At 40.5% G+C, this 24,268-nt stretch carries 23 protein-coding genes; 7 read left to right on the top strand and 16 right to left on the bottom strand.

What is annotated here, in order from left to right:
* Nucleotides 1-63 precede the first annotated feature (63 nt).
* Both FC90_RS00180 and FC90_RS00185 read right to left on the bottom strand, forming a co-directional pair.
* A complete protein-coding gene (locus FC90_RS00180; RefSeq protein ID WP_057907379.1) occupies nt 64-1,323 on the bottom strand; it encodes a UDP-N-acetylglucosamine 1-carboxyvinyltransferase in 1,260 nt (419 codons plus the stop codon).
* 430 nt (nt 1,324-1,753) lie between these two features.
* Nucleotides 1,754-3,346, bottom strand: coding sequence for a CTP synthase (locus FC90_RS00185; protein ID WP_057907287.1), 1,593 nt, complete (start codon nt 3,344-3,346; stop codon nt 1,754-1,756).
* A gap of 269 nt (nt 3,347-3,615) precedes the next feature.
* On the opposite strand from FC90_RS00185, the gene FC90_RS00190 reads away from it, so the two are divergent.
* Nucleotides 3,616-4,542: an ROK family protein gene (locus tag FC90_RS00190; protein ID WP_057907288.1), complete on the top strand. Its 927-nt coding sequence runs from the start codon at nt 3,616-3,618 to the stop codon at nt 4,540-4,542.
* 59 nt (nt 4,543-4,601) lie between these two features.
* Here the strand turns inward: FC90_RS00190 and rpoE are convergent, their stop codons facing one another.
* A complete protein-coding gene (gene rpoE, locus FC90_RS00195) occupies nt 4,602-5,153 on the bottom strand; it encodes a DNA-directed RNA polymerase subunit delta (protein ID WP_319016961.1) in 552 nt (183 codons plus the stop codon).
* Between the two features lie 88 nt (nt 5,154-5,241).
* Complete coding sequence (locus FC90_RS00200; RefSeq protein WP_057907290.1) at nt 5,242-5,682, bottom strand: YwiB family protein; 441 nt, start codon at nt 5,680-5,682, stop codon at nt 5,242-5,244.
* 162 nt (nt 5,683-5,844) lie between these two features.
* Here FC90_RS00200 and FC90_RS00205 point away from each other — a divergent pair, with 162 nt between their 5' ends.
* Genes FC90_RS00205 through FC90_RS00220 form a run of 4 tightly spaced genes read left to right on the top strand, consistent with a single transcriptional unit; the run spans nt 5,845 to nt 9,962 of the window.
* Nucleotides 5,845-6,675, top strand: a complete 831-nt coding sequence (locus FC90_RS00205) for a lipoyl protein ligase domain-containing protein (protein WP_057907291.1) — start codon at nt 5,845-5,847, stop codon at nt 6,673-6,675.
* A 24-nt stretch (nt 6,676-6,699) separates the two neighbouring features.
* Nucleotides 6,700-8,049 (top strand): HD domain-containing protein, encoded by a 1,350-nt coding sequence (locus tag FC90_RS00210; RefSeq protein WP_057907292.1) that lies wholly within the window; start codon nt 6,700-6,702, stop codon nt 8,047-8,049.
* Between the two features lie 15 nt (nt 8,050-8,064).
* Nucleotides 8,065-8,892, top strand: coding sequence for a sugar-phosphatase (gene yidA, locus FC90_RS00215; RefSeq protein ID WP_057907293.1), 828 nt, complete (start codon nt 8,065-8,067; stop codon nt 8,890-8,892).
* Nucleotides 8,893-8,909: 17 nt separating this feature from the next.
* Complete coding sequence (locus tag FC90_RS00220; RefSeq protein ID WP_057907294.1) at nt 8,910-9,962, top strand: YdcF family protein; 1,053 nt, start codon at nt 8,910-8,912, stop codon at nt 9,960-9,962.
* Nucleotides 9,963-10,006: 44 nt separating this feature from the next.
* Here the strand turns inward: FC90_RS00220 and FC90_RS00225 are convergent, their stop codons facing one another.
* Complete coding sequence (locus FC90_RS00225; protein WP_057907295.1) at nt 10,007-10,747, bottom strand: TerC family protein; 741 nt, start codon at nt 10,745-10,747, stop codon at nt 10,007-10,009.
* A 181-nt stretch (nt 10,748-10,928) separates the two neighbouring features.
* On the opposite strand from FC90_RS00225, the gene mscL reads away from it, so the two are divergent.
* Entirely contained in the window at nt 10,929-11,324 is a 396-nt protein-coding gene (gene mscL, locus FC90_RS00230) for a large conductance mechanosensitive channel protein MscL (protein WP_057907296.1), read from the top strand.
* Nucleotides 11,325-11,374: 50 nt separating this feature from the next.
* Here mscL and FC90_RS00235 read toward each other — a convergent pair whose 3' ends face one another.
* Both FC90_RS00235 and glmU read right to left on the bottom strand, forming a co-directional pair.
* Nucleotides 11,375-12,346 (bottom strand): ribose-phosphate diphosphokinase, encoded by a 972-nt coding sequence (locus FC90_RS00235; protein WP_004270350.1) that lies wholly within the window; start codon nt 12,344-12,346, stop codon nt 11,375-11,377.
* Between the two features lie 350 nt (nt 12,347-12,696).
* A complete protein-coding gene (gene glmU, locus FC90_RS00240) occupies nt 12,697-14,085 on the bottom strand; it encodes a bifunctional UDP-N-acetylglucosamine diphosphorylase/glucosamine-1-phosphate N-acetyltransferase GlmU (protein ID WP_057907297.1) in 1,389 nt (462 codons plus the stop codon).
* Nucleotides 14,086-14,475: 390 nt separating this feature from the next.
* Between glmU and dhaS the strand changes: the two genes are divergently transcribed.
* Complete coding sequence (gene dhaS / locus FC90_RS00245) at nt 14,476-15,051, top strand: dihydroxyacetone kinase transcriptional activator DhaS (RefSeq protein ID WP_057907298.1); 576 nt, start codon at nt 14,476-14,478, stop codon at nt 15,049-15,051.
* 27 nt (nt 15,052-15,078) lie between these two features.
* Here the strand turns inward: dhaS and dhaM are convergent, their stop codons facing one another.
* The 9 genes from dhaM to rsmA form a co-directional block, all read right to left on the bottom strand.
* A complete protein-coding gene (gene dhaM / locus FC90_RS00250; protein WP_057907299.1) occupies nt 15,079-15,450 on the bottom strand; it encodes a dihydroxyacetone kinase phosphoryl donor subunit DhaM in 372 nt (123 codons plus the stop codon).
* Complete coding sequence (gene dhaL, locus FC90_RS00255; protein ID WP_057907300.1) at nt 15,447-16,031, bottom strand: dihydroxyacetone kinase subunit DhaL; 585 nt, start codon at nt 16,029-16,031, stop codon at nt 15,447-15,449. The genes dhaM and dhaL overlap by 4 nt, the downstream gene beginning before the upstream one ends.
* Before the next feature lie 12 nt (nt 16,032-16,043).
* A complete protein-coding gene (gene dhaK / locus FC90_RS00260; RefSeq protein WP_057907301.1) occupies nt 16,044-17,039 on the bottom strand; it encodes a dihydroxyacetone kinase subunit DhaK in 996 nt (331 codons plus the stop codon).
* 137 nt (nt 17,040-17,176) lie between these two features.
* Nucleotides 17,177-18,013 (bottom strand): pur operon repressor, encoded by an 837-nt coding sequence (gene purR / locus FC90_RS00265; RefSeq protein ID WP_057907302.1) that lies wholly within the window; start codon nt 18,011-18,013, stop codon nt 17,177-17,179.
* A 190-nt stretch (nt 18,014-18,203) separates the two neighbouring features.
* On the bottom strand, nt 18,204-19,061 hold the full coding sequence (ispE, locus tag FC90_RS00270) for a 4-(cytidine 5'-diphospho)-2-C-methyl-D-erythritol kinase (RefSeq protein ID WP_057907303.1): 858 nt from the start codon (nt 19,059-19,061) through the stop codon (nt 18,204-18,206).
* 408 nt (nt 19,062-19,469) lie between these two features.
* On the bottom strand, nt 19,470-19,913 hold the full coding sequence (locus FC90_RS00275; protein WP_226789472.1) for a MarR family winged helix-turn-helix transcriptional regulator: 444 nt from the start codon (nt 19,911-19,913) through the stop codon (nt 19,470-19,472).
* 46 nt (nt 19,914-19,959) lie between these two features.
* Nucleotides 19,960-22,833, bottom strand: a complete 2,874-nt coding sequence (locus FC90_RS00280) for a YhgE/Pip domain-containing protein (protein WP_057907304.1) — start codon at nt 22,831-22,833, stop codon at nt 19,960-19,962.
* Between the two features lie 205 nt (nt 22,834-23,038).
* The gene (locus FC90_RS00285) at nt 23,039-23,290 is read right to left on the bottom strand and encodes a Veg family protein (RefSeq protein WP_057907305.1); all 252 of its coding nucleotides are present in this window, start codon (nt 23,288-23,290) and stop codon (nt 23,039-23,041) included.
* Nucleotides 23,291-23,374: 84 nt separating this feature from the next.
* Nucleotides 23,375-24,268: a 16S rRNA (adenine(1518)-N(6)/adenine(1519)-N(6))-dimethyltransferase RsmA gene (gene rsmA / locus FC90_RS00290; RefSeq protein WP_057907306.1), complete on the bottom strand. Its 894-nt coding sequence runs from the start codon at nt 24,266-24,268 to the stop codon at nt 23,375-23,377.

The raw sequence follows: 24,268 nt of genomic DNA on the forward strand, positions 1-24,268 counted from the left end.
TATTTGTTTACATAACCATTAAATATTAGCATGAATACCCCAAAAAAACAATAGATGGCCGACTTATTCTTCAACCATTTTAACAATGGCCCCCAGACCAGTCAATTTATCAACTACGCGGTCATAACCACGTAAAATATTGCTTGCATTATCAATGGTCGTCACCCCATTAGCCATTAAACCCGCAATCATCAAACAAGCACCGCCACGAATTTCATCGGCCGAGACTTCTGCCCCTTGTAATTTATCAGTATGGTGTAAAATAATGACGTCATTTTCAATCGCAATATCAGCACCCATCCGGATTAATTCTGGCACGTGCCGTGTCCGTTTAGGATACAGTGTGTCAACCACGATTCCTTCCCCTTTAGCTTTTAATAACAGTGGGGTCAATGGTTGTTGCAAATCAGTAGCAAACCCCGGATATGGCATCGTTTTAACTTGCACCATTTTTAAATCTGGTGATGGATAAACGAAAATACTGTCTTCTTTAACATCCATCTTGACACCCATCTCTTCTAACTTAGCAAGATAAGCGTCCATATGTTCACTGATGATGTTTTTGACGTTCACACCATCACCAATTGCTGCTGCCATACTTAAATAAGTCCCCGCTTCAATTCGATCAGGAATAATAGTATGCGTATTGCGCCCGTACAGGTGTTCAACCCCATCGATTCGGATAATATCAGTCCCCGCACCGCGAATTTTAGCCCCCATATTATTCAAAAAAGTAGCAATATCCACAATTTCAGGTTCACGGGCTGCATTTTCAATGACGGTTTGTCCTTCAGCACGGACAGCAGCCAACAATAAATTAATTGTTGCCCCAACTGATGCCATATCGAGATAAATTTTAGCACCATGCAGGCCGTGGGGGGCTTTAATTTGGATGGCCCCGTGGTTATTAGTCACAGTTGCCCCAAGTGCTTCAAAACCTTTAATATGCTGATCAATTGGTCGTGGCCCAATATCGTCACCACCTGGCAAGCCAACAATTGCTTCGCCAAACCGGCCCAATAGCGCTCCCATGAAGTAGTAAGAAGCCCGTAAACTTTGAATCTTTCCACTTGGTAGTGGTGTTGAAATGATATGAGTTGGATCAATTTCAACAGTATCACCTTCAAATATCGATGAGACAGACATATCTTCTAGAATTGATAGTAAGCTATTGACGTCTTTAATGTGCGGAACACAGTCCAAAACAACCTTCGATTCTGCCAAAATAGCCGCGGGAATAATCGCGACCGTGCTATTTTTTGCACCGCCAATTGTGACCTCTCCAGACAAGAGATTGCCACCTTGAATTAACATTTTTTTCATTTTTAGATTTCCCCGTTCGCTTTGCAACAAAAGAACCGTCTTCAACTTAATCCACTTCTCCGGTGGATTAAACCAGAAGGCGCTTTTGATATTTTTTAAGTTTTAATTGTTATTAATTTTAAATTTTAGTTAAAAAACGGCCGTAATTTACTCAATACCGTTGATAATTAGTCATACATGTATAATAATAATTAATCAGCACTTAAATTACAAGGCATTTAGAGATAACATTTATTTTTTAATTTTTAGATACGCCAAAAATTTGCGTAGCCAATTAATAATCAATCGACTCCGGATGACATCACTTTTCTAATCATCTCGTCTTATACCCACCTTACAGATAGCATGAAGTCTGCTAGTGCTCATCGCCTCAATAAAAAAAACCATCAATTAAATTGATGGTTTTTTTTATTTTATGCTATTGTACTAGTTACATTGTTGCACCGATAAAGGCCTTGAACAAGCCTTCGGGTTTGTTTGGTCGTGATAAAAATTCTGGGTGATATTGTGCAGCTACGAAGAACTTATTTTCAGGTATTTCAATAATCTCAACTAACCGATTGTCAGGAGAAGTACCGGCAAAGACCAAGCCCTTATCCGCTAACAAATCACGGTATTCATTATTAAATTCATAACGGTGCCGATGGCGTTGCTGAATAACACTTTGATTATCGTAAGCTGCTGCAGCCTTAGTACCGGGTCTTAACTTACATGGATATAAACCAAGTCGTTGAGTGCCACCCATATTTTCCACATCTTTTTGATCAGACATGATATCGATTAATTTGTGTTCAGCATCTGGATTAACTTCACCGGTTGTGGCATCTGAAATTCCAGCAACGTTCCGTGCAAACTCAATGCTAGCCATTTGCATTCCTAAACAAATACCAAGATATGGGACATCGTTTTCCCGGGCATACTGGATTGAAAGTATCATGCCTTCTAAGCCCCGATCACCAAACCCTCCAGGAACGAGAATGCCATCGAAACCAGCTAATTTTTCTGCAACGTTGTCTTTGGTAATGTCTTCTGATTGAAGTGCGGTCACCTTAACGTCCGTATTATAAGCATAGCCTGCATGTCGTAGTGCTTCATTCACTGAAATGTAAGCATCTTGTAATTCGATATATTTACCAACCAAGGCAATCTGCTTGGTTCCTTGAAGGTGCTTGATAGTGTGTAACATATCAATCCACTCTGTCATGTCAGCTTCTGGTGCTGTCATTTTGAAGTGGTTTAAGACAAAATCATCTAGGCCTTGGTTCTTCAAGAACAATGGAATATCATAGATTGATTCTGCGTCACGTGATTCAACAACCGCTTCTGGTTCAACATCACAAAATTGCGCAATCTTATTACGCATGTCATCTGGAATTGGTTTTTCAGTCCGACAAACTAAGACATTCGGCTGAATACCGATTCCGCGTAATTCTTTAACACTATGTTGCGTTGGTTTTGTTTTCATTTCGCCAGCAGCCTTCAAATAAGGAACTAGTGTGGTATGAATGTAGATACAATTTTCCGCGCCAACATCCGCCTTCATCTGGCGAAGTGCTTCTAAGAATGGTAGTGATTCAATATCACCAACAGTCCCACCGATTTCAGTAATCACGATATCTGAATCAGTCGTTGTGGCTGCTCGCATAATTTTTTCTTTAATCATGTTTGTGATATGGGGAATCACCTGAACTGTTGCCCCTAAGTATTCACCTTTACGTTCTTTGCGTAAAACTTCTGCATAAATTTTACCAGTTGTGACGTTAGAATATTTATTTAAATTGTTGTCGATAAACCGTTCATAATGGCCAAGATCTAAATCAGTTTCAGTCCCATCGTCTGTTACGAAAACTTCGCCATGCTGATAAGGACTCATTGTACCAGGATCCACGTTAATATATGGATCAAATTTTTGAATCGTTACTTTTAAACCACGATTCTTTAATAAACGACCAAGTGAAGCCGCAACAATCCCTTTGCCTAATGAGGAAACAACGCCACCTGTTACAAAAACATATTTGGTCATATAAATATTCTCCTTTTCTTCTTAGCCAGTGCTAAACATGCCTGCTTTTGGGAACCAACAAAAAACAAAAACAAGCTCCCTATTCAAAATGAACAGGGAGCTTGTTAACCGATTCTGGCTTCGCAATTAAAGTAACTGCAAAGCGCCCAAAGAATATAATACAAGAAATGCTATTTAGCGTCAAGCAAAAAGATTAATCATTTATCGTCCAAAGTTAAATCGCCTATGCTACACTATTGGCATAATCTAGTCTGAAAGGATTGAAACGTATGTCACAAAAGACCTTACTGGTACTCGATATCGGCGGCTCCGCTGTCAAATATGGTCTCTGGAGTAACCAACAATTAACCAACCAGGCGCAATTTCCAACACCGTTAACTCGTAATCGTTTCTTCACAATTATAGCCCAACTATGTGATCAGTTTAATGCTGAATTTCAGATAACTGGGATTGCGGTCAGTTGTCCCGGTCAACCAGATGAACGTACAGGAATTATTCATGGCGTGAGTTACGTGCCCTTTTTACATCATGGTGCATTCCAAACCGAGTTTACTAACCGGCTAGCATTGCCAGTATCATTCCAAAATGATGCCGACAGTGCTGCTCTTGCTGAAATGACCGCTGGTATCGGCCAAGGCCACCAAGACGCGTTATTCACGATTATTGGCTCCGGTGTTGGGTTAGCAATTATTAAAAACGGCATCCTGCTTAAAACGGCGGCAAATAAAATCGATAACTTCGAAAAATTTATCGCCGATACGATTAAAACGTTAAATAATGCCAAAGTTTCGCCTGTTCAAATTGGTAAGACCGTTTCCCTGAAAAATTTTAAATTGCCAAATACAATCGATGGTAAAACAGTTTTTGAACTTGCTGAACAAGGTGACCCGATTGCCACTCAAGAAATCACCCAAATGTATACCGCTCTTGCCGAGATCATTTTATTCCTAAACGTGGCATACGCCCCTGAAATCATCGGTATTGGCGGTGGCATCAGTCGTCGGACTGATTTACTTCCCAAATTAACGGCTGCTATCGAGGCTACCCTAGCCAATCCCAATAGTAGTATTAATCATTATTGGCAATATCGTGCTAATGCAGCTGAGGCGATTCCCCGACCGGTTATTCAGATCTGTCATTTCAGTCAAGATGCCAATTTAATCGGGGCTGTATATCACTTTCTCGAACACCACTAAAAAAGGATTCCCGCAATTTCTATTGTGGCAATCCTTTTTTGATTGATCAATATCTAACTCTAAAGATCATCGTCGTCTTCATCTTCATCGCTGAATTCTGATAACTGACCTTCGATGCCATCTTCTAAGGCATCATCGTCTTCATCGTCATCGTCATCACCGATATTTTGTAAATCGGCTTTGTATTCCGTTAAGTCATCAGTGGCAACGTCGTCGCTAGCTGCTAAATCGACATCGTCTTCAGCTGCTAAATCATCGTCTTCTGGATCATCATCACTGTAATCAATCACATCATCATCGTCAGTGACATCCGCTAAGAATGCATTGACTTTCTTACGACGCTTCTTCTTGGTTGGTTGATCTTCTTCATCTTCTGGATGGTTAACTTCTTCATCGACAGATTCATATGGGTACCAAGAACGGAGGCCCCAAACGTTTTCGCCCAAAGAAATAAAACTACCATCTTCATTTAAATCCGTATAAAATTGTGATAAACGGGCACGCACTTCTTCATCACTTTTGCCTAAATATTTTTGAATCGCATTCGTTAAATCTGCGAATGCAATGGTATCGCCCTTTTCATCTAAAATTGCATGTGCGACTTCAATCATTGATAGTTCTTCTTTATTTTGGCCTTTAAAAACGTCTAATTTCAACCAGTACACGTCCTTTCAACAGTCTATCTTTAATCATACTAGCTTACGCCGTAAAAATCAAACGCAATTTGTAATCCCCCACAGTTTGATGGTTAATCACCAGCTGATAATGAACAGTAATTTCTCCAGATAAGGGTTGGGCTTTCACCATCGACACCAGATGCGTAGTTGTAGTTAACACTGGCATATTTCCATACTTAGTTTGGTAGATTGAGCCGAGGTCTTCCCCCTTTTTAAAATACAAACGTAGTTGGGTCTCATCTTCATCAGTGCCGCGTGTCAATTGAACTTGCCCGTCTGCCGCAAGTTTAAACCGGACCGCAGTCGGTTGTTCACCGCCATGTTCTATATATCGTAAATAGAGTGATTCCCCCATTTTAACGACTTGTCCATCTTCATCGAAGACGTGTTTTTCAAATTGTCCATCCTGTTCAATCTGCGTTTCAAGGTGTACTTTTACCGGAACTCCACTGTGACTTGCCATAAATAACTCCCTCTTGTTTTTTATCTAATGCCATTATAAGCCATTCAAATTTCGAGTGCCAGAATAATCAGCTAATTCCGCTAGTCACACTCACCCATTGCAGACAGTATGCAGGATTTACGGTATAATTAGGTAGCGTTTTAATTTTTGGAGGTGACAGTCGTGGTCGATTTAGCAACATTATATCCCCATCAAAACTGGGGCGTTTTAACCCAACATTTTACAAAAGAAGCTGGTCCACTTGCTTTTGCCCATACTAATAGTCTTCTAGCGTTGAGCAATCAAACCCAACAACCCATTATTCATTTTTGGACACTTACTGAGAACGTCATTTTGGGGATGATGGACACCAAGCTCCCGGCCTATCCCCAAGCTACACAGGCATTAACGACTGCGCATTATGCCCACTTTGTCCGTAACGCTGGTGGCCTTGGGATTGTATCCGATGATGGTGTTTTAAATATCAGCTTTTATTTACCTGCGATGGCTAACCGATTAACTATCAAACAAGCTTATGCACTCATGCACCAATTATTCACAACCACCTTTACTGATTACCCTGTCACCATTGACCATTTCGAAGTGACCCACTCTTATTGCCCCGGTGAATATGACCTCAGTATTAACGGTCAAAAATTTGCCGGAATTGCGCAACGACGTGCTAAAAATGGGATTGCTGTGCTTTTATATGCTAGTATTAATGGTGATCAATTGGCACGCGGTCAACTCATGCACACCTTTTACACAGCCGGGCAAGCACATACGCAAACTCGGTGGACCTTTCCTGATGTTATCCCGGATACTATGGCCAATTTAGCCGATCTGTTAGACTATCCCCTCTCTGTGAATACCGCTATTCAACACTTGCAGGCTGCCTTTTGCCATCTAGTCCAGCAGCCACAATTAATCGACCTAACTGTGCAACTAAAAACAGCTACTTACCAACAATTACTGCTAAAAAATCAAACAGCACTCAAGCGTTATCAAATTTAATATGCCGATAAAGGAGATTTTTTTGTGACCCATATCGCTAACAAACTACCGCGCGAAAAAGTTTTCCGCGACCCCGTGCATAATTATATTCGTGTCGAGTATCAAGTGATTCTTGACCTCATCGATACCCCTGAATTCCAACGACTTCGTCGGATCAAGCAACTGGGAACAACTTCATCCGTCTTTCAAGGGGCTGAACATTCCCGCTTTACCCATTCGTTAGGCGTTTATGAAATCACCCGCCAGATCTGTGATCAGTTCCAACTTAACTATCCTAGTCAAGTTGCCGGTGATGGGCTTTGGAATGACGACGAGCGCTTGGTCGCATTATGTGCGGCTTTATTGCATGATATCGGGCATGGTGCTTACTCACACACTTTTGAACATATTTTCAACACCGATCATGAATTAATTACGCGCCAAATCATCACTAGCCCTGCAACTGGTATCAACCACGTGTTAACTCAAGTCGCTAAAGATTTTCCAGCAAAAGTCGCTAGTGTAATCGACCACTCATACCCAAATCCACAGGTGGTCCAGATGATTTCTAGTCAGATTGATGCCGATCGTATGGATTACTTATTACGGGATGCTTATAATACCGGGACTAAATATGGTGAATTCGATTTGACACGTGTTTTACGAGTCATGCGACCTTACGAAAAAGGCATTGCCTTTTTAGCAAATGGGATGCATGCCGTTGAAGATTACATCGTCAGTCGTTTCCAGATGTATCAGCAAGTCTATTTTCATCCTGTTTCACGTGGCATGGAAGTCGTTTTGCAAAAACTCTTGCAACGTGCGAAATTTCTTTATCAACAGCCTGATCATCATCAGAGTCTCGCACCGCAATTATTGATTCCGTTTTTCGAACAGCATTTCACCTTACAGGACTATTTAAAATTAGACGATGGCGTTTTGAATACCTATTTTTTATATTGGTTGGACTATCCAGATTCAATTCTCAATGATTTAGCCGACCGATTTTTAAGCCGGCGCCCATTCAAATCAGTTACGTTTAATCAACAGACCCAACAAGTACTCCCTAAATTACGTGCTTTAACTGAACAAGCCGGATTTAACAGCGCATACTATACTGCTGTCAACAATAGTTTTGATTTACCTTATGATGCTTATGATCCATCCGCTAAGTCCCCCAAGACACAGATTGAAATTATGCAGTCTGATGGTCAACTCGAAGAATTATCATCTTTAAGTGACTTAGTGGCCGCCATTTCAGGTCGTTTTAGCGGCGATGAACGCTTCTACTTTCCCAAAGAAATGCTTAACGAAAATGATATTGAAGTTTTCGCACCTACTTACCACCAATTCAAAGATTATCTGCGCAATGGCGCCATTAAGCCCAATCATTAAAAAGGAGTTTTTACAATGTCAATTAAACTTGTCGCTGTCGATATGGATGGCACCCTACTCAATGAAAATAATATCCTGAGTCCCAGAACAATTAAAGTCGTTAAAGCTGCTAAAAAACATGGCGTAAAAATCGTCTTATGTACCGGGCGGCCATTGACTGGCGTAACACCATTCCTAAAGACCCTGGGACTTACCGAAGCAAGCGATTACGTCATTACTTTCAACGGTGCGCTTGTCCAAAACACCGCAACAGGTGAAATCCTCGTGCGCCACACGCTTAGCCATAACCAATATCTTGAGCTTGAAACCCTTGCGCGTCAAATCGGTTCGCATCTACATGCCGAAGACGACCAATTCATCTACACCGCTAATCGCAATTTGAGCCCTTATACAGTTAGTGAAAGTGCCTTGGTTAACATGCCGATTCGTTTCCGTCATGTTGATGAAATCGATCCTGACAAAGTCTTTTCAAAAGTAATGCTAATTGATGAACCAGCTATTTTAGCAGAGGCTAAGATGAAGATCCCAGCCGAATTTTTCAAGCGATATCAATTCGTACAAAGTGAAGCCTATTTCCTCGAAGTATTAAACAAAAATGCTGGGAAGGGTAACGGTTTACGCGATTTAGCCGATGCCTTAAATATCGATCAAACCGAAGTGATGGCGATTGGAGATCAAGGTAATGATTTATCAATGCTTGAATATGCTGGCTTCCCAGTCGCAATGGAAAATGCCATCCCTGAATTGAAAAAGATTGCAAAGGTCGTTACCAAAAGCAACCGTGAAGGCCAAGATGGCGTCGCACATGCCATCGAAACTTACGCCTTTACCCCCAATGCTTAATTAGCGATGGTAGCATAATGTCAATATTAATTAATACCATTTATACAGCTCCCTTTGTATGCCTAATCTTATTCAGCGTATTACAACTTCATGAGAAACGCCAATTACTCAACGGCATCGTTTTTAATTTTTTCCTCTTCACACTCTTAATGGCAGCAGGTCTAATGATTGTTCGCCTCAATAATCCAACTCTCAATTATATGACCATCGCATTGTCCATTGTGACCACCTTAATTTTCATATTTCTCTACCTGTTCGGCTTTGCGCTCCTTTTATGGAACGCCTATGTTGTTTGGCAAAAAGAAAGCCATACTCTCGCCAATATGTTGACCTTATTCATTGGTTTAGCGATTATCGACTCCTTTTTCATTCCAACAATTACCCGTTTATTGCATATTCCTACTGATGTCAATCGTTTTCTGGGTACAATTATCTCGGTTTTTCTCTTGTATCTCCCCATCTTCTTCTATTTGTACTTATCGTCATTGTTTATTTACCAATTTAACCGGCCCCGTTATCGTCAAGATTACATTATCGTCTTGGGGAGTGGCCTAATTGACGGTGAACGTGTTTCGCCGCTACTTGCCAGTCGAATTGACCGCGCAATACACTTTTATCGTAAGCAAGTTAGCAAGCATCGGCCAGCTCCAAAGCTTGTTTTTTCTGGCGGACAAGGGCCAGATGAAAAATTATCCGAGGCCGTCGCCATGCAACAATACGCGATTATCCATGGCATCCCGGCTGCACAGACATTAACAGAAGAAAAATCACTAAATACACTTCAAAACATGCAATTTTCCAAAGCACTCATCATGGCCGATTCAAATAAAACAGCCCCCAAAATTATTTTTGCAACGAATAATTACCATACTTTCCGGGCTGGTCTCTTCGCTAAACAGGCTGGCTTAAAAGCAGATGGAATCGGCGCTAAAACATCCCATTACTTTCTGCCCAACGCCATCATCCGCGAATTCATCGCCATCTTAAAAATGAAACACCATCAATTCATTTTAGTCGCCATTACAAGTATCATCTTGGCATTTATAAATGTTTTATTCAGTCATCAATAACAAAAAAACCGTTGTGAGTAAGTACACAACGGTTTTTTGATGTTTTATTTAGCCCGTGCTGTTCGAACGTAATGAATAATCAAAGTTAAAATAATTACTCCGAAGACAACCCCTGCAAAGACCAGGTTTGGAATTTCATAATCAATGGCCGGAATCGACAAGAATAACTTAACCGCGATAAATAAAATCAAGATATAAGCCATTGGATTTAATTCCGGAATTTTCTTCATTAATTGGGCAATTAATTGGGCAATTCCCCGCATACAGATAATCCCGATCATCCCACCGATTAGTACAATCACTGGATTATTTGAAATTGCTAAGGAAGCTAACACTGAATCAATCGAAAAGACGATATCCATTAACTCAATTGAAGCCACTGTGCGCCAAAAATGATGTGGACTACTAATTTTAGTTCCAGCAGCTGTTTTTTTGGCTGACTTAGGCTGACCATTTTTTCTGAAATAAGCAATCACTAAGTAAATTAAATACAATGAACCAGCAACTTTAATTTCCCATAAATGAATCAAGAAAGTTCCAACCCCGATGATAATGAAGCGAAAAAGATACGCCCCCCATAAACCATAAACAAGTGATTTTTCTTGTTCAATCTTAGTTGGTAGGGTTTGCGTCTGTGCCGCTAAAACCACGGCATTGTCTACTGATAGTAGGCATTCCATAATGACTAAGGTTAAAATTAAAAGCCAGTCTTCAGACGATGTAATGACTGTTTGCCAATTACTAAGTTCGAAGAATGGTTGATATAACTGTATAATCCAATTCATTTAATTATCCTCATACCTTTTATTGTAATTTATTTCCTGTAACTATCTTAACGATTTTTCATGAAAATAACAAATTTATCGACGACGGAATTAACAATCTCAGCATTTTTATTTTACAGGCGCTTGAAATACGGTATACTTTTGATTGTAATAATTAATAATATTAATGGAGGCATTTTTCATGATCAAAGAATTTAAAGCATTTATTATGCGCGGTAACGTGCTAGACATGGCAGTCGGGGTTATTTTGGGCGCAGCCTTGAAAAGCATCGTGGACTCCTTAACAAAGAACTTAATTAATCCAATCATTTCATTATTCATCGGCCAAGTCGATTTATCGGGCATTGCGCTCACCATTCCTGGTACCAAAGCTGTCTTTAGAATCGGTAACTTCTTAAACGATGTCATTAACTTCTTAATCATCGCATTTGTCGTCTTCCTAATCGTCAAGGGCTTCAATAAGTTACGTGAGATGGGTAAAAAGACTGACGCAGAAGAAGCAGTTGAAGCGGTTGAAACAAAAGAAGCGATTTACTTGAAAGAAATTCGCGACTTATTAGCCAATAAAGAAAATTAACCCCCAAAAAACGCCTGAACAAAATGTTCAGGCGTTTTTTACTTATCCGCTTAGCGTTTAAAACGATTTTCAAACAATGGACTAACTGGTTTATTCTCATGAATCCGTTTGATGGCATCCCCAATCAGTGGGCCGACAGAAACTTGAACCATCTTATCGATTAATTTTTCTTTTGGTAGGTTAATTGAATCTGTAACAATCATTTGCTTAATTACTGAATCTTCGATGCGTTGAATTGCTGGGCCAGATAATACTGGATGCGTACAGCAAGCAAAGACTTCTGTTGCACCAGCATCTTTCAATGCTTGCGCTGCTAACGTAATTGTTCCGGCAGTATCAATCATATCATCAATGATGATTGCGCGTTTGCCATTAACATTGCCAATGATATTCATGACTTCAGAAACATTCGGTCTTGGCCGCCGCTTATCAATAATCGCAATCGGTGTCTTCAAGAAATCGGCCAATTTCCGGGCCCGAGTAACCCCCCCATGATCAGGTGAAACAACAACCGCATTTTCAGCTAAATCATTACTTAAGAAATAATCAGCTAACAACGGTGCGCCCATCAAATGATCGACTGGAATATCGAAAAAGCCTTGAATTTGTACGGCATGTAAATCTAATGCTAAAATCCGATTAGCTCCAGCCATCGTTAACATATTAGCCACTAATTTAGCCGTAATCGGTTCCCGTGAACGAGCCTTACGATCTTGGCGCGCGTAACCGTAATAAGGAAGCACCACATTGATTGTTTTTGCAGATGCACGCCGCAATGCATCAATCATAATCATGATTTCCATCAAGTTATCATTAACGGGTGCTGATGTTGATTGAATGATAAAAATTTCGTCGCCACGAATACTTTCTTCAATATTAATTTGGATTTCACCATCACTAAAACGTTTAACAGAAGATTTCCCTAAAGGAACCCCAACTTCAGCTGCGATTTTCTCAGCTAAGGGCTTATTAGAGTTCAAAGCAAAGATTTTCAACTTAGGGTCGAAATATTGTTCAGACATGTTAGCCTCCAAAAAAATTTATGTTAGTACCTATCTAAAGTTTAGGCATTTTCATCACGGAAATCAAGATTAAAACCTAAAAAGTTGATAATTGTCGCAAAGTAAGCGCTGTTCATTAGAATCGTGAGAGAAAATATCGAAGTTAATTGCACTAATTGATGCGCTTTCCCCTTGAATGCTTGGATTCCTATTATTTTTAGACGACCACTGTTTGTTTTCGAAAATTGATTTTCCATTTTTGAAATCGGCCATTAGCTTTCGAATGGTTCCTTGAAGTTAAAAATCGCATTAATCCAGGAAGCTAGGATTAATGCGATTTTTTAAAATACACCACTAATAATGATGATCTGTTATTGCCATTCTGTGTCATTAGCCACTGGTAATTTAGCCCAGTAATTAGCTTTATTGGTTTGACGGGCCCGGGCGATGGCCATTGCCTTTTCTGGGACATCATCCGTGATCGTTGAACCCGCTGCAATGAATGTATGATCAGCAATTTCAACCGGTGCCACAATGTTTGAGTTGCTGCCGATGAAGACATGGCTGCCAACATTTGCGTGGTGTTTAGCCACACCATCATAGTTCACAAAGACTACACCACAGCCAACATTAATATCAGTGCCTAATGTTGCATCGCCAACATAACTTAAATGGCCAATCTTCGTGCGATCGCCAATTTTGGCATTCTTCACTTCACAGAAGTTCCCCACATGGACGTCTTCGCCAATTTCAGCGTTTGGGCGTAAATGACTGTTAGGCCCAATGTTTGACCCTGTGTGCATGATAGCTGATTCAATCGTTGAACTTGTGATTTGAATATTATCTTCAATCGTTGAGTCAACGATTGTTGAACCAGCACCAACGAAACAATCTGAGCCAATAATTGTATCGCCTTTTAAGACTACATTTGGTTCAACGATTGTATCATTACCAATCTTAACGCCAACTTCGATATAAGTATTTTCTGGATCAATTAATGTCACACCATTACGCATATGTTCCGTATTAATCCGTTTACGCATCACTTTTGTTGCTGTAGCAAGAGCAACTCGATCATTAACCCCCATTGATTCTTCAAAGTTTGGCATTTTGTAAGCAGCGACAATTTCGCCTTTTTTCTTCAAGATTTCAACTACATCCGTTAAGTAGTATTCACCCTGAGCATTCTGATTGGTCACTTCATGTAGTGCTTGGAATAACGTCTGGTTATCGAAGCAGTAAACACCTGTATTAATTTCTTTGACGGCTGCTTCTTGATCATTGGTATCTTTTTGTTCAACAATTTTTTCAACAATACCAATCTCATTACGAATAATCCGACCATAACCCGCTGGATCTACAGCCGTTGCGGTTAAAATTGTGGCCTTAGCGCCCTTGTCGTGATGGTATGCAAATAATTTTTCAAACGTTTCAGCAGTCAAAAGCGGAGTATCACCACTGACCACAATCGTGATACCATCTTCAGCTTTCAATAAATTTTCAGCCTGTAAAACGGCATGTCCTGTCCCTAACTGTTCGGCTTGTAGTGCGTATTGTGACCGATCACCAAGGTAATCCTTTACCTTTTCAGCACCGTGACCAACAATCGTCACAATATTGGTGGGGTGGGTTCTTTCGACTTGGGTTAAAACATGATCCACCATTGGACGGCCACAAACTTCATGTAGTACTTTATATAATTTGGACTTCATGCGGGTCCCTTTACCCGCTGCTAAAATAATTGCATTTTTATTAACCATCATAAGCTCCTCGTCATTCGTAATTACTGGTCTATTTTAGCTTAAATACCGGTTTAGAGCAAGCTAACCAACATTGCAGTTTAACACCTTATCCCTTATACTGGGACGTTAACGATGGCTCAACTAACAAGTAACCCTAAATTAATGGTTGGTAGCACAATCAGGCCTAATTAACGGATCCGGATCCGTTGGAAAATAAACCATATCCGCATTTAACTGTACAGCCGATTGCAATATTAATTACCAAACAACTGGGGCAACAAACTAATTCATAAGGGTGTATTTGTTTATCCCTGTGGTTCTATATTGCGATTTCATATCATACAAAAGTCGCCATTCACTAACTAGAATGACGACTTTTTATTAAAAATATTTTCAAGGAGATGTACGATGATCCCAACGACTCAACAAAAGATTGTTACTGTTTTTAAACAATTAATGATTGAACAGCCTTTCAATAAAATCAGTGTCACCGCTATCATGCATCAGGCTGGAATTCGCCGCCAAACCTTCTACGATTATTTCTCCGATAAATATGCATTATTGGATTGGATTTATGAGCAAGAAATCGGTGTTTACATTGATGACAATCTCAATTATATCCACTGGACACAAGTATTGGTACAACTATTCAACTACTTCGATGCTAATCGTGATTTTTACCAAAATGCGCTATCGATTAAAGGACAAAACGCCTTCGAACTTCATTTTATTCACCACGTCCACCAACTCATCAATCGGATTATTCAAGATCTCGCTGACGCCCATCACATTACGCTATCCACCGACTATCGAGCCTTTTTACTCAACTTTCTTTCCAACGCACTAGTCGCTTACACCGCTGATTGGCTCCGCAGTCGCCACCCACAACCAGTTTCCAAGATCATCACCGCTTTAAAAATGACGTTAACTGATAGCATTAATGGCTTATTGCTACGTACTGGGCATCTGTATGAACAACGCTAACCATCAGGAATTAGGGAGCTTTGCCTGCTATTTAATTTTAAGCGGCGCCAACTGAGCCTCAATAGTTGCTAAATCAGTTCCCACTTGTAATAATGCTGCAGCAGTATAGGACCCTTCAATCAAAGCCACATCATATAGATACACCTTTTTATTTGTTAATTCCTGTGCCAATTCAAGATTCATCTTGGCACTCCCTAAATCATAGAATGCTAATAGGCATTGACCGGCATTGGATTCGAAAGCACTTTGAATCTTCAGCGCACTAGTACCAACGCCCCCTTCATCAGTACCACCAGCAGTTGTCACTGATACATCGGTAGCCACTTCATTGATTAACGCCGCCACTCCCGTTGCAATTTCCGGTACATGGGATACGATTACTACGCCATAATCACTCATGATACGACGCCTGCCATTAACATCGTTGTGAAGAGATACCCACTTGAAGCAGCCCCAGGGTCAATATGCCCAATTGAACGCTCACCAACGTATGATGCTCGTCCTTTAGTCGCTTGCATATCTTTTGTCGCCATAACAGCTGTCTCAATGGTTGCTCCATCGAGCATATCAGCTTCAACTGCTTGGATAACTGGTGTCCAAACATCAATCAAAGTCTTCTCGCCAACTTGGGCATGACCGCGTTTTTGAATGCCCGCAAGACCAGCGGCCAATAATGGTGCAACCTCAAGGGTTGTACTACTTAACTTAGCCATTTCCAAAAAAGCAGTTCCATACAATGGTCCTGAAGCCCCACCGACCTTGCTGATGAGCATCATCGCTGTTGTTTTCAAAATACTTGGGACATCAGTCGCTGATTGAGTAGTTAATGCCTCATGAACTGCCAATAAACCGCGTGACATATTGTTACCGTGATCACCATCCCCGATGGGCGTATCCAATTCACTTAAATAATCTTTTTCCGCCTGAATTTTAGCATTAAATAATTCGAGCCATTTCAATGTGTTTTCAACTGTTAACATTCCCATTCTCCTTTACCAAGCAATTGTTGTAACCGGTTCTTCTAATTTTGCTAACCATCCAGGTTCAATTAATTTCATAATCGTTAATGACACCCCGGCCATATCAAGCGACGTCATATAATTACCAACTTTTGTAAAATCAACTTCCACATTTTCAGCAGCTAATAAATCCAAGACATCGTTCATAAAAACGTATTGTTCCATTAATGGTGTCGCCCCCAAACCATTGACTATAACAGCAAAATGTTCCCCCGCAGTCATATGGTGGGCTTTTTTTAGTTTATTGACTAATTCGACAGCTAAGTGTCGCGAATCTTGTAATTTTTCCCGGCGGTACCCTGGTTCACCGTGAATCCCGACACCATATTCAATCTCATCAGGGGCCAATTCAAAACCAGGTTGGCCAACTTCCGGTACAGTGGCCCCAGAAAGTGCCACCCCAATTGTTTTGATATTAGGTGTTACTTGTTGGGCTAACGCTTCAATTGCTTCGATATCTGCCCCTTGCCGTGCATAGGCACCCAGAATTTTATGCACGAAAATGGTCCCTGCTACCCCGCGCCGACCTTGCGTATAAGTACTATTCTCAACAGCAATGTCATCATCAACAACAATTGAACGTACATCAATATTATCCATCGCAGCCATATCCTTAGCCATTTCAAAATTCATGACATCGCCCGAATAATTCTTGATAATTAAGAAAACCCCGCGCCCAGCATCAGCAGCTTGAATGGCTTCATAAATCTGATCAGGCGTAGGCGATGTAAAAACTTGTCCACATACTGCGGCTGTCAGCATCCCATCACCAACAAATCCTGCGTGTGTTGGCTCGTGTCCACTACCACCACCACTAACGATACCGACTTGGGGTCGCTGTTTCAAATCAGCAATTTTAATCACTGCCTCTGTCCCAGGAATTTGTTTGAGCTGATCTGGGTAGCTCCGCACTAAACCTTGCACCATTTCCGTAACGATTTGACTTGGATCATTCATAATTTTTTTCATAGTAACCTCCTCTTAAGCATACTTCCAGTCTATGACACCGCTTTCATTAATGCAACGGACAACTCTTTGTATCTGTCCATGACTTCTTTAATTAAAAAAGCCCGCGGACAAGTTAATTGTCCACGGGCTTGCAGAAGCTAAGCCAAGCGCTCTGCATTTTTAGTTAGATAGTTACCATCACTAACACTCAACGTTTTATTTTCAATATCTACTTTATCAACCTTCAAAATTGATGTGTAATCATCAACCATTCGATTCCCTTCAAAGTCGGATTCAGCAAAGACCGAAATCCCGACCATTTCTGAATCAAACTCTTCAATCAAACTCTTCATTCCATTAACGGTGCCGCCGCCTTTCATGAAGTCATCCACAATTAAGACCTTGGAATTTTCCGGTAAACTTCGTTTCGAAAGCTCCATCTTCTCGATACGCGCTGATGAACCTGAAACATAGTTCACACTAACCGTTGATCCTTCCGTAATTTTGGAATCACGCCGGACAATGACAAATGGTACATTCAAGTACATCGCTACGCTTTGAGCAATTGGAATTCCCTTAGTAGCAACTGTCATAACAGCTGTGACTTTTTTGCCGACGTATTGATTTGCAATCAAGCGGCCAACTTGACGTAATACGTCAGGACGCCCTAATAAGTCAGATAGATATACATAACCACCTGGTAGTAAGCGATCATTTTCAGAAAGCCGTTGGGCCATCTCACCAATAAACGCTTTAGCTTCGTCTTGTTTAATCATTGGCATATAGCGTACACCACCCGCCGCACCAGGTACTGTTTCTAAGATGCCCGTTCCACGATTAAAAAAGGTCCGTTTCACAATTGATAAATCTTCACTAATTGATGATTTTGCTGATTCATAACGATTGGCAAAGAATGTCAATGGAATTAACGTATGTGGCCTTTCTAATAAATAGCGCGTCATATCAATTAATCGATCGCTTCTTCTTACTTTCATGTTGAGTACCCCTCTAATATAATTCTTGGCTATCATTCCCGAAAAAACTGCCTACCTATTAATTATATAGAAATATTCGCTTAAATCCTAGTCTTTTTAAAATAAAAACCCAATTGTTCGTTTTTATCGTTAAATTTAACTATAGACCACAATTAAAAATGCCTCAATCATCTGCGATTAAGGCATTTCGTTAAGGCTTCAGCGGTTGCACAAGATACACTTCAGAGCAAAATCCAGACATACTATTATAGATTCGTTGTGCCCGTGAATATTGCCGACAAATCCCGAAAACAGTCGGACCACTACCACTCATCTGTGCCCCATCCGCCCCAAACTGTAATAAGCGATCACATAATTGATCAATCACTGGAAAACGAGCAGTCGTAATTGGGGTTAAAACATTGGCCATATTTTGGATCATCGCTGTCAAATCATCCGTGCGAATTGCGTCAATTAATGCATTGGTTTGTGGGTGTTGTTTGATCTGCTGGCAGTCCAACGCACGCACAATTCGGGGCGTTGAAACACTAATGTCTGGTTTAACCACGACTAACCAAAAATTGGGTAGTCCCCCTAGAGGTCGAATTTGATCACCTTTTCCCGTGACTAGTGCTGTTTCTCCATATACGCAATATGGCACATCCGAATCAATTTGCAGCCCCAGATGAGCCAACTCTGCACGGGTTAAGCCGAGGTGCCATAATTCGTTCAAGATTCGTAAAACGGCAGCAGCATCTGAACTTCCCCCACCCAATCCAGCTGCAACTGGAATATGCTTTTCAATCTCAATCAGGGCCCCCGTTTTAATCTGGTATTTGTGCTGTAATAAGTGAGCTGCTTTGTAAGCCAAATTTCGCTGATCTTCTGGTAAAAAACCACTTGACGTACGGACTTTTATTGCGGGGTCATTGCGTAATGTTATCTGAACATAGTCGGCCAAATCAATTGACGTCATTACCATCTGCCATTCCGGTTCTCCATCTTCATGTAGGTAGAGTGCGTCTAAACTAAGGTTAATTTTAGCTGGTGCTTTTTCAATTCGTTGCATCACATTCACCTTTTACTGAGCATTTAATTGTTTCATTATACTCATTTATCTTGATAAAAACCAATCATTTAACACAACCACTACAAAAGAACCACCGAGTACCCGTGCGGTATCCCCCAAAAGTTAAAGTAAATATTTAGTGGCCTTTTCTAGGCAGTGCGTTGTCGGTATTTTACCGGTGATGTGCCGCCTAGTTTCAATATATATTTTTTCGTTTGTTCTAGGAATTCGAAATTCAGTATATTGAAGGGCAAATAGCCGGTTATTATCAGGAAAAGTTGATTATTGACAGCGATTTCACAGCCGTTGATGAAATATCCGCTATTAATTTTATATCATAAAAATACCCCAATCATTAAAGTTTTTACTTTAATGATTGGGGTCATCAGCAGTCCTTTTTTATATCGCCTATTGATTGTCCTTGGCCATAATTTTCCGTCTAAATTCATTCATTAAAGCCAACATCTGTTGGGCATTATCTTTGCCAAACGTCGTTATCCATGACGCAAAGCGCTCATGTATCTTGGGATTTAATGCCGCAACTGTTTCGGCTCCCGTGGGCGTCAAATTCAAAATTAAACGGCGGCGATCATTGGGGTCAATTGCTTGTGTAATATAGTCTAATTTGAGTAGAACACGAATTTGTCGTGAAATTGCCCCCCGGGTGACCCCTCGCTTTTTCGCAATATCAATTAAGCTGACTGAATTATCATCAGCAACCTCTTTCATAATCAGATACTGTTCAAAGGACAATTGATAAGCATGCGTTGGTTCCGAAACCAAGTCTTCGACGTACTTAATCGCAGACATGTAAATTTCAATGTATTCATCCAATAATTGACTATCGTCCACAAAATCCCCCACCTTTAATTCATTTTCTTAACTGTACCATAAATTTTTAGGCTTGACTATTTGGGGCTTGCGTTAACTTTTGTTTTAACTCACTGCCGAATAAACCGGCAAAGAATATCGCACAAAAGAAAATTAAGATGATTAAAACTAACCCAAGCTGTGAACCATTACCGTTAATAACTTGTTCAAAACCACTAATTGTATATGTTCCTGGTAAGAAGATGGCAACTCCTCGATAGAAACCAGATAGCATATCATTCGGGAAAAGACCGCCAGTGATAATTAATTGTAAAAATAATAATCCAAAGGCAATTAAAATTCCCAACGTTCCAAAAAATTGATCCAATGCCAAACATGCAAGCGTAAACGCCGCGCTGGTCAAAATGCTCAAGCCGAAAAAGGCTATCGGTTGCGCAATCGTTAACCCCAAAATGCTTGCAAAAACGTCAACTAACAACGCCTGAGCCACAATAATACCAGCCACAATTAACATTCGTTGTTTAAGATTACGCATGCCTAACCCTGCGCCGTACCGATAAAGTGTTAACTGTGTTAACATCCCACCGACAAAGAAAACTAACGTTAAGACCAACGGTGCAAAAGTATTGACTAAGTTCCCTTGACTTGTCTCCGATAATAATTGATCTTTAACCGGTTGGACAAAATGGGCCACATTTGCAGAGCCTGTCGAAAGATGTGTCACTTGCTTGCTGCCATCAATTAACTTAACATTCAATAAACTAATCCCTGCGCCGGCTTGACTCAAGCCACTGTTTAATTGACTAACCCCGGATGCAAGTAAGCTTGAGCCATCGTTAAGTTGCTGAATCCCTGCAATTAACGTTGGGGTTTTTTGGTTCAAAGCTTGTAAGCCAGTCTTTAATTGCATACCGCCATTATTGAGTTGTTGTACTCCCTCGACTAAGACTGGCGTTTGCCCATTTAGGGTTTGTAGTCCACCGTTTAATTGCTGTCCACCAACATTAAGTTGTTGCACACCACTTACTAGGGCTGGCGTTTGCCCATTCAGGGTAATCATTCCACCAACTAATTGTTGATTATTAGTAACGAGTTGATTGCTGCCTGCAGTCGCTGTTGAAACACCATTAAGATATGCCAGTAGCCCTGGCATAAACCCTAATTGCCCCGTTTTGCCTTTTAGACCAACTTGAATTTGAGTCAGTCCATCATGTATCATATCAGCAGCTTGAATCCCGCCCATTGTATCAGCGGTATTTCCTTTTTGTTTCAAGCCAATATCGACTTTAGCTAAGCCAGCTGTTAACGTATCAATTGCTTGGGTCGCACCATTTAATGCTAATGGTGCTTGGTCTTGACTTGCCATCTTAGCGATACCGGCTTTTAGTTGCGCCATATTATCGGCAGTCTTCGCTAATTCATCTGAAACGGCTTGTAATTGTGCACCGTTATCACTCATGTAACTGCCCATAACTCCCAAGTTTGCTTGCAACGCCTTCATATTAGTGCCCGACGACTGTAATTGATTCCCAGCGTTCATTAAATCATTTTTAGCTGCTGCCCCAATCTCTTCCATTGCACTTCGAATCTCAGGATTTTTTACTAAGAACACGAGAAATGTCATATTACTTCGCGCTAAATCATTTAACTTTTGTAATTGAGCCCCAGCATCTTGTAAACTGCTAGCAACACTGGTTGCTTGATTAGCATTATAGACCTTATCATTGATTTGACTTAAATTCGTACCACTATCTTGTAAAAGAGCACCCGCTTCTTTTGTGTTATCAGCAATTTTTAATAGATCCGCTTTAATCATTTCAGAATTATCATTATTTGAATGATTGACTTTTTGATCAAGTGCTTGAATTCCGTTATTTAGATCGTCCAGCCCGCTTTTTAATTGTATTAATTGATCACCGTTATCATTCAGGCTTGTTTCTATTTCATCTGCAGCTGCAGTTAATTTTTCCCGCAATTGCTGGGTGCCAGCGGTTAATTGATTAACGCCGCCATTGATCTGTTGACCGCCAGCAATCAAGCTTTGATTATTGACAGCCAGTTGATTCAATCCACCGTTAATTTGGCTTGCCCCATTTGTATAATCACTCAAACCGGTTGTCAGTTGTTGCACACCGCTTTGCAGTGGCTCTGTTTTACTGGCTAACTGTTGCAGCCCCGTTGACAGCTGACTCCCACCGGTTGTTAATTGTTGCACGCCACTTTGCAGCGGCTCTGTTTTGCCAGCCAGTGTTTGTAACCCATCGGATAGTTGACTAGACCCGTTTGTTAACTGTTGCACACCACTTTGCAAAGGCGCGCTACCATCTACTAGTTGTTGGGTGCCTTTGTGGAGCACGTTTAAATTATCATAAATTTGCTGACTACCATCTGATAATTGACCAGCCGCTGTATTTAACTGCTGAACACCGGTACTAGCTTCTTGTACGCCACTCCCTAACGTCCCGATTGCGCCCAGAAGTGCTTGATTATAAGCCTCTTGAATCTTCTGAACAACACTTCCTTTCATCTGGTTAACGACTTGCGTTGTAATCATCCCAGCCAAGTAGTTGTTTTTCTGTGAAGCTTCAATCTTTAACAAACTAACCTTTGGCGACTTGTCTAATGCGGTCGTTGCATTTTTGGAAAAATCTTTAGGCAAGACAACTTGCATCGCATATCGCCCGCTAGCTAAATTTTGTCGGGCCTCTTTGGCACTCACAAATTGCCAATCGACTTGATGATCGTTGCGTAAGGTTTTTAAAACTTGTTGGCCAACTGCAACTTGCTTACCTTTAAAGTTAGCTGGTCGGTCTTGGTTCACCACAGCAACCTTCATATTTTTAATATTGGTCGTCTGTTCATACTTAATAAAATTAAAAGTGACTAGCAATAATAAAATGGGAATTAAGCAAATCATAATGACCAACCCACCTAATTTCATTTTGTTCTCTCTCCAATTGCCAAACATCGTTTTCTCCCCTTTTTTGTATACGTCATAAACATTACATATGATATTGCTTTATTCGATGAATGTCAACGACTAGTAAAGTGCATGAACTGTTTTCAGAATAACCCTGCTTCAGCATTTTTATATTAAAAAAAGCGTCCAACCACCAAGGTTGGACGCTACATAATTCTTTTATTTACTATAGAACAATTGGTTTTTCATCAAACTCTATTTCAATCGATTTAGTCAACAAATCAGCATAACTGTATGAAACACGTTCAAAAGCATTTTCATCCTGATCTAAATCGACTACAAATACTGCTGGAAAGGTTTCTTTCAGAATTCCCTTTCGCTTTGTTACTTTTTTGCGCCCAGCTTGAGCGACAACCATTAACTTGTCTCCGATATGCCCATCGAGACCGTTCTTAATATTGGCAAGTGTGGTTGGCATTATGCTTCACCTCTTCGCAATATAGTATACCATATAAACTTGTAATTTGCAATTATACCATTGTAGCAGTTAATTGGCAATTACTTACTGCGCTTTTTTGATAAAAATTGATTGCTGATTTAAAGCATCACTTAATTGAGCAAATTGTTGGATACTCAACTGCTCAGCTCGTGAACTAGGTGCAATCTCAACCGCTTCTAAAGCAATCGTTAAAGCAGCTTTAACTTCTTCTTGTTTACCGAATTGATTTTGTAAATTATTCCATAAGGTTTTCCGACGCTGAGCAAAAGCCCCGCGAACTAACTGGTCAAATAAAGTTTGATTAGTAACTGTTACTAGCGGCTCTTGACGCCCCACTAACTCAACAATGGCTGAATCCACATTCGGTTGTGGCATGAAGGCCGTCTTTGGTACGATAAAAGCCAAGTTCACTTGTGAATGCAGTTGAACTGCAATACTTAAGGATCCATATGCTTTTGAGCCTGGTACGGCGTTAATTCGTTCCGCCACTTCTTTTTGCATCATTAAAACCATCCGATTAATTGGTAAGCCAGCTTCTAGCAAGTGCAACATGATTGGCGTCGTAATGTAATATGGCAAATTAGCCACAATCTTAAGATTATGTTGCCCATCAAACTGTTCAGCAATGATCGTCTTTAAATCCGCTTCAAGAATATCTTGGTTTAAAACTGTCACATTGTGATAATGATTCAAGGTATCTTTCAAAACGGGCATCAACCGGGCATCAATTTCAAAGCTTAAAACACGATGTGCCTTTCGGGCGATTTGCTCAGTTAATGAGCCAATTCCAGGACCAATTTCAATCACATCATCGTCTTTAGTAATATCACCAGCCGCTACGATTTGTTTCAAAATAGTGATGTTGGTTAAAAAATTTTGACCAAGGCTTTTCTTAAACTTAAAGCCGTAGCGTTTGAGAATTTTCCGGGTACGCTCGGGATTTGCAATATCTTCCAT

It is taken from the genome of Latilactobacillus graminis DSM 20719, from assembly GCF_001436415.1.
In the GTDB taxonomy this organism is placed as follows: Bacteria; Bacillota; Bacilli; order Lactobacillales; family Lactobacillaceae; genus Latilactobacillus; species Latilactobacillus graminis.